6 protein-coding genes are annotated in these 17,389 nt (G+C 38.1%); 3 read left to right on the forward strand and 3 right to left on the reverse strand.

Annotated elements, in window-relative coordinates; all coding sequences use genetic code 11:
• The first annotated feature begins 1 nt into the window (after position 1).
• From HU137_RS11260 to HU137_RS11270, 3 genes are all read left to right on the forward strand, one after another.
• Positions 2–12,058, forward strand: a complete 12,057-nt coding sequence (locus tag HU137_RS11260) for a SpvB/TcaC N-terminal domain-containing protein (RefSeq protein ID WP_182043950.1) — start codon at positions 2–4, stop codon at positions 12,056–12,058.
• Between the two features lie 89 nt (positions 12,059–12,147).
• Positions 12,148–12,594, forward strand: coding sequence for a hypothetical protein (locus HU137_RS11265; protein WP_182043951.1), 447 nt, complete (start codon positions 12,148–12,150; stop codon positions 12,592–12,594).
• Between the two features lie 158 nt (positions 12,595–12,752).
• Positions 12,753–13,451 (forward strand): IS1 family transposase, encoded by a 699-nt coding sequence (locus tag HU137_RS11270; protein ID WP_182043952.1) that lies wholly within the window; start codon positions 12,753–12,755, stop codon positions 13,449–13,451.
• 104 nt (positions 13,452–13,555) lie between these two features.
• Here HU137_RS11270 and mobC read toward each other — a convergent pair whose 3' ends face one another.
• The 3 genes from mobC to mobA are packed head-to-tail and all read right to left on the reverse strand — an operon-like array spanning position 13,556 to position 17,357.
• Positions 13,556–15,547: a conjugal transfer protein MobC gene (gene mobC / locus HU137_RS11275; protein ID WP_182043953.1), complete on the reverse strand. Its 1,992-nt coding sequence runs from the start codon at positions 15,545–15,547 to the stop codon at positions 13,556–13,558.
• A gap of 5 nt (positions 15,548–15,552) precedes the next feature.
• Entirely contained in the window at positions 15,553–16,824 is a 1,272-nt protein-coding gene (gene mobB, locus HU137_RS11280) for a conjugal transfer protein MobB (RefSeq protein ID WP_182043954.1), read from the reverse strand.
• 8 nt (positions 16,825–16,832) lie between these two features.
• The gene (gene mobA / locus HU137_RS11285; RefSeq protein ID WP_317169925.1) at positions 16,833–17,357 is read right to left on the reverse strand and encodes a conjugal transfer protein MobA; all 525 of its coding nucleotides are present in this window, start codon (positions 17,355–17,357) and stop codon (positions 16,833–16,835) included.
• Between the last annotated feature and the right edge of the window lie 32 nt (positions 17,358–17,389).

The following is a 17,389-nucleotide window of genomic DNA, read 5'->3' on the forward strand; positions in this document are numbered from 1 at the left end:
CATGAGAGATGTTAACCCTACTTCCAACCTTCTGAGCAAAACAGGATTTAAAATTGCTTATTTTATTGTTTGTCTTGCTGCTTTTAACTTTACGTTTGCCGCACCGTTGGTTCAGGCGCATGAAGCAAAAAAAAGAATTGCTGAACAACAAATAAGTCAATTACTGTATAATCTGGAAAATCCTCCTAAAAATTCATTCTTTCAATCGTATAAAGAAATCTCTGATTTACAAGAGTCTTCAAACCTGAAAGAAAACTCACAGGAAGAAAAGGAATTACCGTTGAATTCTGCTTCGAAAGAAATTTATTTAAATAGAGAGAAATCCAATTACTTCTCATTTAAAGAAGCTTCAGTTCCCACTATAGAAACAGTTCCAAGTCTATTGCCAGTTAATCTTAACCCAAAACCTTTTGGAGAAGGAATAATTGGGATCTCAGACTTACATCCTATAGATGATCCTTCTGACAACGTTTTCAATGTTTGGCTGGATGATCTTTCTACAAATGAAAAAGTCTGGTTAACCTATGATGTTTACGGAATTGATTCTGTTTCATCCGTTTCACGTTCCATTAATGAACGTATGAATACAGGCGGTTATCTGGTAAAAACATCTAATCAATGGACAAGTAGAAAGGAGTCTGTCGATAATAACTGGCTAAAAGAAGGGAATAATTTTATTCGCTTCTCCATTCCAAGAAATGCTAACTATAATTACAAAATTAAGAATGTCCGTTTTATAAAAGAAAATACTAAGACAACGGATCTAATCATATTATTAAACGAATCCGTCAGTCTTGTTAAAAATGAAAAAACCTATATTCAAGGTTATATTTCTAATACGGAAAAAACTGTGTCATCTGTTTCCATAAATGGAAAGTCATTGAATTTATTAGGAAATGAATTTGAGGGATTTGTGGAAATCTCTTCTAAAAATATCGAAGACGGATTTATTGAAGTGAAAGCATTTGATAATCAAAATAAATTTGTTTCCAACAAATTACTATCAATCGAAGAAAATTTGATAGAGGCCGATTTTCAATTTCAACCGGAAACTGCGGATAAAGTTTCATATAAGACCTTAGGTGTTGATTATGGCGTTTTCGAGGTAAACGGAGCGAAATTGTTAATCGATAAAGGTACGTTGGACAAGGAAATTGAGTTTTCAATTGCTTCACTCAGAAAAATTGATATTGCCCCGATGTCTTCGGGAATGGTAAATGTCACATCCGGTCAAAAAGGATTTAGGTATCTGCCTCACGGAATGCAATTCTCAAAGGAAGTAAAAATAGCTCTCCCTTATGACGAGAAATTAATCCCGGCTGGAAATTCCATTGATGATATTCGTTCTTATTATTTTAATGATCTCAATGGTCAATGGGAACAATTGGAGTTGGATTCAATAGATCATCAAAATAAATTGATTATCTCAAAAACAACTCATTTTACTGATATGATAAACGGCGTGATTCAGGTTCCTGAGTCACCAGAAACCAGTGCTTTTGCTCCAACGATGATGAGTGATGTAAAAGCGGCAGATCCGAGTGCCGGAATGAACATCATGCAACCTCCTTCCGCTTCGCAGGATGGTGCCGCACACCTTAGTTATCCTTTGAATATTCCGGCAGGAAAACAAGGAATGCAACCAAATTTAGGATTACAATACAGCAGCGAAGGTGGAAATGGATGGATGGGACTGGGATGGAATATATCAATGCCAGCCATTACCGTTGACACAAGATGGGGTACCCCTGAATTCCACTCAACGCTTGAAACAGAACTTTATTCATTAGGGGGAGAACAATTATATTTTCTCACAAAGAATGTTCAAGAGGAGATAGAACCCTATATGCCAAACAGGCATCGGCTCTCTTCAAATGGGATGTACGACACAACATTGAAATCCCGTGGAAGCGGAACAAAACAATTTTATCCGCGAAAAGGCGGCAGCTTTACCAAAATAGAACGAATGGGGAGTAGCCCGAGCACATATTACTGGAAAGTCACTTCTTCCGATGGTATGGTGAGCTGGTACGGCGCAGACGAAACCGGAACAATCAATACAAATAATGTATTGAAAGACGGTAATGGTAACATCGTTCATTGGGCTTTAGTGAAAACAGTTGACCTTTATAACAACTATGTAAAATATACGAATTTAGTGGATACGGAAACGTCCGGGAATCTGAACGGAGGAAAACAAATTTACATCTCCAATATAGAATATCTCGCTCCCCACAGCTCCAATAAATATAATGTTAGTTTTACAAGAGACACTTCCCCTTCAAGACCCGACAAATCAATAAACGGCCGTTTTGGGTTCAAACAGGTAGATGCTCACCTTCTAACCAAAATAGATGTAAAATACGGAACTTCTCAGATTCGTTCTTATGAATTCACATATAAAACGGGTATTTTCAATAAAACGCTGTTAGGTGAAATCATCGAAAAGAACGAAAGCGGAGCGGAATTCTATCGACATAAACTGGATTATCATGACGACATTACAAACGGTGACGGTATAGAAGTTTATTTTTCTGTCGAGGAAGTTTTACTGGAATGTGATGAGGATGAAGATCCCTGTGGGCCAAAAGATAAAGACCAAGACGGCATTTTTGATTTATGTGATAACTGTCCGTCTGTTTACAACCCTAATCAGGCAGATGCGGATAATGATGGTATCGGTGATGCCTGTGACCCTTGCCCTTTTGACCCTACAAATGACTGTCAGAATGAAACCTGTGTTACGGTTACTTTTCCAAAGCCGAAAGAAATAATGCATAGATACGGACATGGATTAAGTATAGCTTATCTTGGAACACCAACTCAACCATGGTGGAATTGTACGACACTAGCTCACAGTTTTAATGGAAAAGCTCTTGGAAGTTCGTACTATAGTGTACCAGATAATAATATTTTTTATAGTGGTCATGTGGTAAATGGATTGTTTCAAAATATGTGTCCTATAAACCCAATTCCTGGACAAACTTATATCACTAAAAATGAAGACTTTGAAAATACTTTTGAAAACTGGATAATTGATAATATCAACGATGTTTATGTTACTAACGTAAATTCTACCAATAGTTCAGAGTATAATGCACCTGTAGGCCCCACAAATACCCATATAATTGCAATGAGTATGAGCTTTTATTCGGATTATTATACCTCGACTTCATATGCTAGTTTAAGAAGAAAATACTTAGGAACTTCTGAGTATTTAACCATTACCCCTACAGCAAATTTCTATAGTGAAATTACTATTTATCCTGAGGTAGATATCTTAGTAAATGGTCTTCCAATGCAAGGTAACCCTTATTCATTTAACAACTTTGGTGGATTCAGAAATGCTTTCCAGTCTCAATACCCCGGTTCGGTTGTCACACAAAATGGAGATAATGTTACTATAACCATAAATTCTGCCCAAACGTATAATACGATTAAGGTTGGAAATGTGACCTATAATTTCACGCCATGTGTTCCTCAAAAAACAGAAGTACAAAATGAAAATCAGGCTGAGTATGAATTCTCCAAAGAACAAATAGAAACCGCCATCAAGATTTGGGAGGTAGAGAATGAAGATAAAGTGATTGAACAGGAAGCTTCTTCTATTCCTATGTTGTTTGAATTTGATTTGAATGACAATGAATTCAATAAAAACTTGTCTGGGAACTATACCTTTGATTCTTCACTCGAAAAATGGTCAAAAGGAGGAAAAGAAGTAAAAGAAATTGGGACGATTTCTGAATTGACCGGACAGTTTGGAGAGATGATTCAACAAGCTCTAATTGAGCAAAAAGAACAAACGATAAAATCTACAAAAGAAAGAATCCAAAAATATAAACAGGAGCTTATCTCTTCCGGAAAACTAAAAACAGCTTCTCATAACAATTCTCCATCTCTTATAAAAAAACGTTATGGACTTTCTCCGGCAGATTGCTCAACCTCTAATGCATCACCAACCCCTGAAATGGGAGACGATGATATCATCATAGGCGGAACTATCCCGGGAAGTGATCCATGTAGTATGATCAACTGGAATTTCCAGATAGACTTTCCGGATCCGACATCGGATAATTTTTCAAATGGCACATCCTTTTTAGGAAGTACCAGTTCTACAGGCGCAAGTGGTGCTGTTGCTTTAGGAATTGGATGGGGAGTGAATCCGCTCACGAAGCAAACAACTTTTAACTGGGAATTTTCAGGAGGAAAGTCTATCAGCCGATCTTTGATTGCGCAAGCGGATATGAACGGAGACGGATTGGATGATTATGTATTTAAGTCTAATAATAACAAACTTTATTATCGGCCTCACTATGTGACCAGAACGTATGATGCAAATAATGAGTTAAAAATAAATCATAGCTATGGAGATGCTGTAATGATTCAGGGGATCAATGAGATGTTCCGATCTGAATCCAGTTTCTTTTCTGATAACCCCCAAATTACGTTTGGTATCAATGCTGTTGGTGGATTTGTTGGAAAAAATACATCCAAAGGAAAAAGCAATACGAATATCTTCATTGTAGATGCAAACTCAGACAGGTTACCGGATATTTCTGCAAACGGAAAAATTTATTTCAACCACCTTGTAAACGGAGTGCCTACTTTCACAGCAAACAGTGCCGTTACGGAAAATATGCTCATTGCAGCCGAGCCTGCCGTTGATTATGAGTTTTCGGATGAAGATCAGTATACAGATGTCTATCCGGGATATGATATTGTCAAAGTCTGGACCGCGCCACAAAGTGGCAATATAAAAGTGTCAAATATAATACAGGCTGTAGACGTACTGGATAACAACACAACAGTAAAAGTTTCCATTGAAGCAGAATATTATGATGGAGACCGTGGAAACGGAGAAATTGTACATAACAGGTTATTCCAGGAAACTTTAAGTAACTCAAACAACTATTCCTTATTCCATGAAATTAACGGCGGTCCAAGTATGCATGGCTCTGTTTCAAAAGGAGATCGATTATTTTTCCGAATTCATCATAACAAAGCAGGGGAAAATCCAAATATAGTTTGGGATCCGGAAATCCGGTATCAGGAAATCGATCCTATAACTTCTCAAATGGTTGATGCAACCTTACTGAATCAAAACGGGCTTAATGAGCTCCACAATAAATATTCGACGGATTTCATCTTAAATAAAAACAATCCGGAAACGGCCGCTCCTGCCTACGAAAATGGAAAAGCAAATATCTATTGGCAGTCTTTCTCCATACCTTCTACCTCGGATAAAGCAACGTATCGTATATCAAAAATAGATAATAGCTGGAATGAAGACGGGGACATTACTCCTTCTGCTCCGGCCATTATTTATGAAAAAGAATGTATCGCTGGACAACCTTGTACAATTTCGCCATCAACAGGGACGCTGAGCAATATTTCTCTGGAAAATGTTAAAGACAACAAAGTCACTTCCTTTACATTTGAAGTTTTGGGTGACTCAAATATAAATTGGAAACCAGCTGAATGGAAACCTACGCTTTCCATCCAATATGCTCAATTACTTGATAACGGACAGACATTCAACCATTCAGAAGTCCTATATCCGGTTGTCAACCATTCCATTTATAAAAATTATGTACTGACTGCTGAAAATTATCTGACAGGCATTAATCACCACAGTAAAAACGGATATAATATCTATACCCTTCAAAGTGAACCGGGATGGAATGTAACGAACCCTACCGGTTCCCATACTTTTAACGTAAGGCCTTACTTCTTACCAACGTTAGGAAGTGAATATGGTTCAGGGAAGGTCATTTTCGTTGTGAAAAAGAACGGAACAGCAATCGGAAAGAAAAATATAATAATTAATAATGGGAATTCCTCCGTTGAGAACCCTTCCTCTCCAATTGAATTTCATACAGGAACCCTAAGCTCAAATCCTCAGATCAGCATTGAATTCTATGGAGATGGGTCACTGGCGGCTAACCGGTTTTTAGAAATCATGGAAAGGCCTTTAAATGACTTTACCCCTTACATACTGTCATTAGCAGTGGTGGGATATGAGAGTTCAGGATCTGATTTCAACAGTGATAAATACCTGAAGCTAAAACGAGATCATATCAATTTATATACTAAATCAAGTGGTAAATTTGGTTCGGAGTACCGAAACTGGAGCCAATTCCATTATAATCCGGAAAAAGATACAAATGCCGGTACTCCTTCCGATGCATTCGGTAAATATCTCAACTTGGACTTATTGGAACTCGAGCCTGACCCTGAGCTGGAGAATGTGATCGGTGGGCTTGACCCGGAGGATTTTGATGAAGGAGATTTAAATGACGGTGGATATTTTGACGGCCTATTTAACCAATATTTCCCCAATTCTCTTTTGGCCGTATTATTTGCCAATCCTTTCCGGGGGAAGCCCACTCAAAACTCCAATGAAATAAATGAACTATGGCAGGGTTCAACATATGAGAATAACATTACTGCAACAGGCGGACGTGCCGCAGGTATGATGGAATCTTTTACTACACAAATAGGTGAAGATGAGGTCATTTATACTCAGGAAAGCTTTGATGCCGAAGCTTATTCCATCAACAAAAAAAGCCGGAGCGCTACAAGAACCATCGCTGGTGGAATCGGGGTATCCATGGGTGGTGTAGGTGGAAGTGTGAGCGGAAACAAGACCACTTCTGCTTACAATTATACATTAACTGATTATATTGATCTGAACGGAGACGGCTATCCGGATATCCTGACCGAAGGAAAGGTTCAATATACCAAACCGACAGGAGGATTAAAGGTTTCCGGAAACCCTCCCTCCAATTGGAATGGTATTGGAAGGTATGAAATTGATAACTGGGGTCTGGCTGCATCGGGAAGTTATGGAAAAGCAGGCGAGGGAACTAATGATGAATGTGCCGCAGAAGAGTTTCGTTTTCATGGATTCTCCGGTCAGGCAAGTGGTGGAGTAAGCGGAAATTTTTCCGAAGGAGAAGACTGGGCTCACCATATCCGCATTGACGTGAATGGAGACGGCTTATCTGACAAGATAAACCAAGCCGGAAATGTATTGCTTAACATGGGAGAAAATGTGCCTTATCAATCTGTAAGCTGGGCATCTCTAGGACTTCCTGAAAACTCAAATTCTTCCGTAGGGGGCGGAATCGGCATCAATCTATGGAACGGCAGTGTTGAAGGGGGCTATTCCATTTCTTATTCAAATACGGACGTGAAAACCGGGATGATGGATATCAATGCCGATGGCCTGGTGGATATGATCAAAATGGAAGGAGGCATATTTAAAGTTGCTTTCAATAACGGAAATGGATTTTCCTCGTATAAAACACTAACACCCTTCTTCAATCTTTTAGATGACGGACAGGCTACGACTTCATCTCTTAATATCGGAGCAAGTGTTTATATTACAATCCCTATCCTTCTGGCTTGTTGTTTAAAGATCGGAGGAAGCGTAGATGCGACACCCTACTCAACAACAACAAACAAAGTTCTAAAAACCGTTACGGATTTTGATGGCGACGGTTATCCCGACTTGATGGAAAAAGCTGGAAATGTCACCAAAATCAGGTATTCAAATATCCGCAGAACCAACAAATTAAAAGCGGTTGAAAATCCGTTGGGTGGTTCCTTCGAACTGGATTATACCGTACAGGGAAATACCTATGATATGCCGACCGGCAAATGGGTTTTAGCTAAAGTAACTGTTGATGATTACAATGCTTCCTCCCCTATTAATAATGAAGATTATCAATATTCACAGGACGGAAACCGTTATGACAAGTATTTCAAATATGAGAATGGTTACTATGACAGACGGGAACGTGAATTCTATGGTTTCAGAATCGTGAAAACAATTGATGTTAAGGAAAAAACAACAATCAACAATTACTCTCAGGTAGAGCCCAATGCATACAGAACTCAGATCAGCCAGTTTCACAACAAAAGCTACTTCTTAAGAGGAATGCTGGAAAAATCATACAGTATCAAAGGGTTTTATTACAATGCAAATGATCCTGAATATTTAAGTATTCCTGCCAGCAGAATTTTTAGCAAAACAGTGAATACCTATGGACTGAAAGGCTTTTCACAGACGGACTGGACAATGAATAACCAGAATGACCTGGATCCGGACTATGATGTGGGAGGAAAGGAAGGAAGAGGAACTGCAATTGCTTTACTCTTGGAAACACAAAATAGTATTTATGAATTGACAAGCAGCCCTAAAACCCAATCCATTCTTTACGAATACGATAAATATGCCAGAATTTCAAAGTATTCTTACAAAGGAGATATTAGTGTGGCGACAGATAATTATGTTACTACAATTACTTATCATGATGACGCCGCTCTTTTAAACAAAAATATACTTTCCGTTCCAAAATCCATTATTGTAGGTACTGAAGGGCTCTCTACAACAGGCTATATCAGAAAAAGAACAACGGAAAATATCGATCTGAATACAGGAGTCATTAAAACCATTAAAGCGTTTTATAAAACGCCGGAAGGAACGGAAACAACTGCCCAAACCGATATGACCTATAATTCTTACGGGGCGGTTGCAACGATCACCTATCCTGCTAACCTGAACGGGCAAAGAGCCAAGCTTACGTATATCTATACCCCGAATGTAAATTATAACGGCAATACCCAAAACTTCTCCGTGAAAGTACAGGACAACCTCAATTATAATTCAACATCCATCTATGGTTACAAATACGGGAACCTCCTGAAAACGAACGATGTTGCAGGGAACGAAATGAAATACGCTTATGACAGTTTCGGAAGGGTAACCGAAATACGCAGCCCCAAAGAGCTTTCAGCAACCAAGCCTACTATTTTGTTCAGCTATTTCCCGACCTACAGCTCTTACACCTCTTCAGGGCTTTGCAGTATAGATCCGGAGGAATTCAAGCCGTTGGCCATTACCAGACATTTTGACCCTCAGAACCCGACCAATGATATAGAAACCTATACGTTGATAGACGGACTGGCAAGACCTTTACAGGTAAAAAAAGACATTGACTATACGCTGAACGAGTCATCTGCGGCAGTGGAAAAAATGTCCGTATCCGGTCAGGTGATATACGATTCGTATGGAAGGGCGATTAAACAATTCCATCCTTCTTTTGAAGATAAATCCTGCGCAGCGAATGTCCTGCTGAATAACAGTGTGCATCAATATTTTGCTCTAACCAAATATGACGAGCTAGACAGGGTAACCGAATCCACAGATGCGGAAGGAAACGTCAGCAAAATGTTTTACACCCTTGCAAATGACGGATTCAGCACAAGGCAAATGAGAGTTCGAAGTGAAGTCCCTCAGATCGGTTCCACCAAGATCATTACGGAATCCTACACGGATGTGAACGGACGAACTACTTCCGTGAAAAACATCCTGGGGACTTCTACCGCTATATGGACGAAATATAAATACGACGTCATCGGGCAGGTGCTGCAAACCATAGATGCGCAGGACAATATCATACAAAGCAAATACGATGAGCTGGGAAGGCGCATTTCAGTAACGCATCCTGATGCCGGGCTGAATAAGGTATGGTATGACCCTGCCGGAAACGTCGTAAAAACACAAACCCCCAACCTGCTGGCTCTGACCGGAGTAAATGAAGCCGACAAATTCATCAAGTATAATTATGACGCATTGAACAGGCCTGTGACGATAACCTATCCGCCTACGCCCATGGGAGCCAACATCAGTAACGTAACCTACCAATACGCTCCAAGCAACAGCTCCGTGCCGAATGCCAAAGGAAAGCTCATTAAGCTTACAGATGCTACGGGAGAAGTACTGTATTCCTATGGAAATATGGGAGAAGTTACACAAACCGGAAGAACGATCGTCGCGCCGAACCTGCCGACGAGAACTTTCGTCCACCAGTTTGAATATGACAGCTGGAACCGTCTGGTAAATCTCATCTATCCTGATACTGAAGCGGTAAGCTACAAATACGACAAAGGAGGAAACCTGAAGCAGATCACTGGATCGGACGGCTCCAACCCGTATAATTACGTAACGAACATAGGATATGATGAATACGAGCAGAAAATATTCATCAAGTACGGAAATAATACGGTAAACACCTATTCCTATCAGCCGGCATTGAGAAGGCTCGATCTGATGAAGGCGAAAACATCTGCCAATACCCTGATGTTTGACAACAAATACACCTATGACCTTGCCGGAAATGTCACCAAGCTGCAAAATTTTGCAGGACCGGTCGCATCCAACAAGATGGGAGGAACCTATACGCATAATTATACGTATGATAACCTGAATAGGCTGACTGCTGCGGACGGTATTTTCACCGGTAATGTGGGAACGCCTCTGCCGGCTTATGAAAATAAAACCGCCGAGTATTCCCTTGCCATGGTGTACGACAACCTGCACAATATCACCAAAAAGACCCAGTCGCACAAAAAGGACAATGTGACATTCAGTCCGAACTCCTATGCTAATACATATGCTTACGGATCCGCAAGGCCACATGCTGTAACGGGTATAAATATCGGGCAGGTGTTAAATCCCGAGTCCTTCCAGTACGATGCCAACGGAAATATGACACGGCACTTCCGCCCTTCGGAAGTGCAGGATTACTACTGGGATGAATCCAACCGCTTGCGCTCACTTGTAAGAAACAGTTCCGAGCTGAACCACTATATTTACGATGCCTCAGGTGAGCGTACGCTGAAAGCGCTTTCCACCGTAAGCCAGCTCTATGTGAACGGCTCTCCTGTGGACGGCGGCGTAACTCTTGGCGGCTATACCACTTATGCAAGTCCTTATGTAGTGGTAAACAGCGGCGGGCAGTTCACCAAACACTACTATGCCGGCTCGCAGCGCATCGTAAGCAAAGTGGCGGGTACTGCGGATATCTTTGAAGACGCTAGCCCCAAAACCATGGCGAAATTCTCCGCGCTGAAACAAACGCAGGTCGATGATATACTGAAGATAGCTGAACTTGCCGGATTAGGTGAAGTGGAGATTAAGCAATATAAAAGCAAAAAAGAAGAAGGAGAAGAACCCCAAGTGCAGGAGGTTGCAGCACTTGCTCCCATCTACTTCTTCCACCCGGATCATTTAGGAAGCTCAACATTTTTATCGGATGCTAACGGTAATCCTTACCAGTTTTTCTTAAATTTACCGTTCGGTGAAACGATGGCCGAACAGAGAAGCTCAGGGACATTTAACAATGTTTTCAAATTTAATGGGAAAGAATTGGATGCCAATACAGGTCTGTACTACTACGGCGCAAGGTATTACGACCCTCGCCTGTCAATCTTCATATCGCCCGACCCTTTAATGGAGGATTATCCGAATTTTACACCGTATCATTATGTACATCAAAACCCTATCAATCTGATAGACCCTACGGGGATGAGTGCTGAGAATACTAATGGTGATTGGCCTCCGAAGTGGTGGAATCAAATAAAGTCGTGGTTTAACGGTAGTGAAGATTATAAAGGTTCAGGATGGGGACACGGTTTGAGAACTCAAATATACGAATCTTTAGGATTTGATGATAAAGCAGACAACTTGATAGAGGCTGGTGTTATGTCTATGTTGCAATCGGGTGAAGCAAATTTAGAAGGTAGTGCTTTAGAGAAAGTTTCTTCTGACCCTGCAATAATATCTTATGAAGCTGATTTAATTGAAGCGGCAAAATCTGACCCCAAGTTTGGAAAAGAAGCATTCTCTTTTTTAAGAGAAAAATCTGTTCAGTTTGGAGGTCAGAGAGCTGAGGGTGATATGTGGGAGCAAGCTAAAGACCCTTTCAACCCTAAATATAAAGATACTTGGAAGGTTGCGGCTAATGAGTTGACTTGGTTAGTTAGGAGTACTAATGTTAAATCTGTAATAGGAGTTAGTGCAGACGGTAAAATGACCATATCTCATAGGTTTTCCGATATTTTTGATTTAAGACCATCGGGGGTAAGAAGTGGAGCTTATAATACAGCTACAAAAGTACTTGGATTCTTGTATCACGATTTAGCTGGTGGTAATGATAAGATGAGGATTAATGCGAATTGGAATAAAACATACCAATTAATTAAGAAGTAATATTTATGAGAATCACTTTTTTTATGATAATTCTTATACTTATACAAGGTTGTGACTTTGTTCATAAGAAAAATAAAAACCAATCAAATATGGATGAATATTATACTCGCATATCTGGTATTGATTATCAGCGTATTCCTTTAATTAAACCATTTGAATTAATAAAGATGAAAGGAAATAATAGTTGGAGTTTAAATACATCTCAATTACCAAAAGAAGCAGGAGATTTAAGCCCAATAGATTTAATATATTGTACCGACTCTTTTATATATGGGTACAAATCGGACTATCAAGACCCTGAATGGGAGCAATACAAAACACCTGAAAGTTGGTTTGTGATTGATATTTCCAATAGCAAATTAATTACATATACCAATGAGTCAGACTTTATAAATACAAATGTTACTTTTATAGAAAAGGTTAAAATGAAATCTCCGGATTTTTATTTTAATTCGTTTAAAAAAGAATACATTTTACCTTGGTTTAATGATACAATCAAAAATCAACTAAAAAAAGATATGGATAAGACAAATTGATAATATTCCATACTTAGGGTAGTGTTCCACATTGGGACATTTACTATAAGTCAAAATATAAGAAACTCGTTTTCAATAGAATTTAGAAAATATTTTAGAAATTCAATGCCAACCTTCAGGTTGGTTTTGTCATTTATAATTGCTTAGAAAACATTAAAATGGTTTTTATAGAACCTAATGTATCAGATTGGGACATGGAAAAAATGAAATGTAAGTATTGCGAAAATTTGTGTGTTAAAAATGGATTTCACACCAATAGGGCACAACGTTTTAAATGTAAATGTTGTGGAAAAAGACAATTGGCTAGTTACAAGTACAATGCGTATAGGCAAGGAATTAGCCGTGATATTATTTCCTTGACCAAAGAAGGTCTTGGTATCAGAAGTCTATCCCGACATTTGAAAATATCAACAACAACTGTCATCAGAAGAACATTAGAAATTGCCCTTACCATTAAAAAACCTATGATTTCACTGGCAAAGAAATATGAAGTAGATGAGCTCTGTACATTCATAGAACGGAAATCAAGACAAATATGGATTTGTTATGCGATAGAGAGAATAACAAAACAAATTGTAAATTTCAGGATAGGCTCTCGGTCAAACAAAACACTCAATGGAGTCATTCAAACACTAATTCTATCACAACCTAAACACATCTACACGGATGGTCTTAGAAATTACAAAACACTAATTCCTAAAGAAATTCATAAAACAACTCGGTTTGGCACAAATCACATTGAGCGTATGAATTTAAATTTAAGAACTCACTTAAAAAGATTAAATCGCAGAACCATTTGCTTTTCAAAAAGTCTGGTTATGCTTTCTGCTGTTTTGAAGATTTATTTTTGGGGATAAGCGAGCACACGAAAAAAAGCCACTAGCCCTCGTGGAAGTTGTTTTAGGATGCGGTGGGCATCAAACTCCGACACGATACTAGTGGATTCAACTATTGGGAGTATTTATTCCTTCTGTATCAAATGTTCTAAACATGGATCGTTTTTGATTCGCTGCATTTCATTTTGCACTATACTCAAAACATCTGATTTTATTTGAGTATAATTACTTTGAATAAGGTTGTCCATTGTATCATCACCTTTACTATTAAAAGATATAATCTTGGGGATTCTACTGTATGTGCCGGACTTTGCAGATCCTTTATCTACAATAATTTCAGCATGAAATATTTTTTGCTGAATGCGTTCATCAAAATTATCAGATACGGCTCCCACAAACATTCCTTGAGTAAGTGTTGAAATTTTAGAAGCAGGAATAAGGTTGTCCATTTGTGTAGAAATAGAGGTTGATTTATCATTGCGATTAATGGTCAAACTTTGTCTTTTCTGTAATACTTTTCCGAATCTTTCGGATAGGCTTTTGGCTGTTTCGCCTACAACCTGTCCACTGAAAATATTTCCCACGGTATTCTGAATGACTTTACTTTCTTTGTCGCCGTAATCACGGTTTAGTTGGGAGAAATCCTGTAATCCTAAGCAAACGGCTACTTTATTACTTCTAGCCGTTGCGATTAAATTATCCAGCCCCCGAAAATAGATGGTAGGCAATTCGTCAATGATTACTGAACTCTTTAACTGTCCTTTTTTGTTGATGAGCTTTACTATTCTGGAATTATACAAACCCAAAGCTGCCGAATAGACATTTTGGCGATCGGGATTATTTCCAACACAAAGGATTTTAGGCTCATTCGGATTATTGATATCAAGGGAGAAATCATCTCCTGTCATAACCCAGTAAAGTTGAGGTGAAATCATTCTTGATAGGGGAATTTTAGCCGATGCAATTTGCCCTTGCAACTGATCTTGTGCACCACCTTGCCAAGCATCCATAAAAGGGGAGAGGTAATTTTCCAGTTCAGGATAGGACGTAAGAATGGTAAATACATCCGAATATTTTTTATTCAATAATTCGATAGCATGTGGGAAAGTACAGTATTTACCCTTTTCATAAATTTTTAAAAACCAGATAATAGAAGCAAGAAGTATGATAGGACTTTCCACAAAGAAATCTCCTTGTTTTTGAATCCAGCTACGGTTAAGGTTGAGCATAATGGTATAAGCAGATTCATAGGCATCTGCGATATCTGTCATAAATTCCGGATTGATAGGATTGCATCGATGGCTTCTTTGGGGGTCATCGAAATTGATTATATAGAATTTTGGTGGGACAGGGTATTTATCAATATGTTTCAGTAAATGGTTATAAGCAATCGTGGATAGATCATCAAACTTAAAATCATAGATATACATAGAGAAGCCCTTCTCAATATGTTGTTTGATGTAATTGTTTATAATCGCATATGATTTTCCCGATCCGGGTGTGCCTAAAACCAATGTAGCTCTGAAGGGATTGACAACATTTATCCAGCCTTTGTTCCATTTTCTTTTATAATAAAAGCGGGTTGGCAAATTCACTGAATATTGATTTTCAATGAGACGTGTTTCCTGTTGAAAGCTTTCATTTTCCAAATTAAAGACATCTTCCATCAGATTGGAGTGAAATAATCTGTTTGCCCAGGAGCCAGCAACCATGAGTAGAATATAGCCTAAACCTGTAGTGGCCATGTAAATTATAAAGTTGTAGCGAAAGCGATACTCTAAAAGAATCGAATTAAAAAAGAACAAAATAAAACCACATAAAAGAAGACTGGAAATTTTACTTTTTTTAATCTTCTCACTTTTCACGCCTTTAGTACCTAAGCAGCTTATGCCAAGTAAAATGAAAGAAAATATTTTAGTGTAATAAGTTTCAGAAAAGAGACCGGCGGTCTGATTAAAGTTTATTAAAATTTTATTAATTATTTCAAGGGTCCAACCTTGTTGCAGAAAAAACTGGAAGCAATACCAATAAAAATGCATTAAGACCAAAAGAATACTTACAGCCCTCATAAAAGCCATGATTTTTGCCAGTCCTCTTAAATCATCTTCTCCTTGCATAATATTTATGATTTCTTTCTTTTCTTTTTCTTCCTTCTTTTTTTCTCGAACTCCTTCTCCTCATAATTATCCGTTTGAAGGGGAAAAAAGAGATTCTCAATTAGAGCAAAATCGGTCATCGGAAAGATAGAATCAATAGTGGAGAAATTTGAAGATTTTAAGGAATGTTGATTTTCATTTGACATAGAATATTGTATAGATTTTGGTTTACTTTTATCAATATCCTGCGGCGAGACTTCGTTCCAGATCTCATTAAACCGATTAGCAGAAAAACCCTTTCCTAACTGCGAGCCATTCCATACGGTTCTGTTTTCATGATCTATGAAAGTTATGCCATAAATCCGTCCTTCTTTGTTTTTGTGAACTACGATATTTATACCTTGTTCAACCAATGATTTTTTAAAATCAGATTCCGAAGAAGAGGAGTGTAAGACCATTTCAATAGTTGATTGAATAAGTTTTTTCGAAGGATGATTATTTAAAATATCCTTGGATTTTGAAAAATCAAGCTCTACTTGTTTCATCCCTGATTTCTTACCAAATAAGGATGATTTGAAAGGAGGGCCGGCTTTCTCAGCTTTTTCATTCAATGCAAAATAAACAAGACCTTCAATTGGAATTCCTCTCCAGTTATTTTCAACTTTTTCAGCCCTTATATTAAACAAAGACAATAAAGCATTGTAGGAACCTAAAGTTGAAAATTTGTAATAAGAAGGAATATATCGAACAATGGAAGAGATTTGGGATTTCAAATCGCCTTTCTTATAATCAACGGGACGAAATGATGATTTTAGTGATTCATTTTGTTTCAAATTAGCCGGATGCAAATTGTATTTATTTTCAAGCTCCTTACAAACGGACATTGACTTTCGTTTCTCAAAACTATCAGAAATCTTTCTCCCAAGACGGTCAATATTTACAGAAACGATATGCAGGTGAGTTCGTTCAACATCGGTGTGTTTAAATAGTACAAAAGCTTGATTTCCATAACCCATTTTTTCCATATAATCCTTAGCTAATAAAATAAAAGTCGGGTCATCTACCAGGTCTTTCGGGTCCGGATTCAATGATATGTGCAGAGAAGGTTTCTCCGTTTTTCTATTGGCAATGAGATAAGGCTCAAATGAATCATAAAGATCATGAATTGTCCTAACGCCATCTGCTCTTTCTGCAATCTTTTGTGTAAATATGATTTCAGCCTTTAAGTTTTCCACCTTCTTAAAATTGTAGATGAGCGCTCCCATTAAATTAGTTCCATGATTTATTTTAGCGATCATTTAGTTAATTATTTTCGGATGTGCTTCTTTAACTCCTCAGTCAGTCTTAGAATATTTTCACTAATAGTTTTTAATTCGATAGTTTGTTTTTCTAATTTTTTTAGGAAAAATTCTGCTTTAGCAGGTGTGAAATTCTGATGAAGGATTTTAACGACCTGATTGTAGTTGAGAGCCACAGACCGAAACTGATTAAACAAATGGGTTAATAGTGTGTGAAACTCCATTGTTCCCCAATCCAATTTCACAGTTTTGATTTCTTTTTCAAAAAGTACCAAAACAATGAACCTGGCTTTTGTATTCATTCCGGAAGCTCTAAACATTTTGAGGAATTTCAGGTTCTCTTGTTCATTAAGCCGAAATGCATAACGGTATATACTAGGATGTTTTTTAGGTTTTCGCCCTCCTTTATGTTTTTTTACGGTATTCATAGTAATTATCCTAAAAAAAATAAGGGTGAGGAGAATGAGCGTTTGTAAAATTAGGAAGTAATATTTGAAAAGATGGATTGTATGAACAGACAAAAAGTGCCACATGAAGACAAATGAAGCCAATCTGTTTTTTTGAA

This window comes from Moheibacter lacus (genome assembly GCF_014042165.1).
GTDB lineage: Bacteria > Bacteroidota > Bacteroidia > Flavobacteriales > Weeksellaceae > Moheibacter > Moheibacter lacus.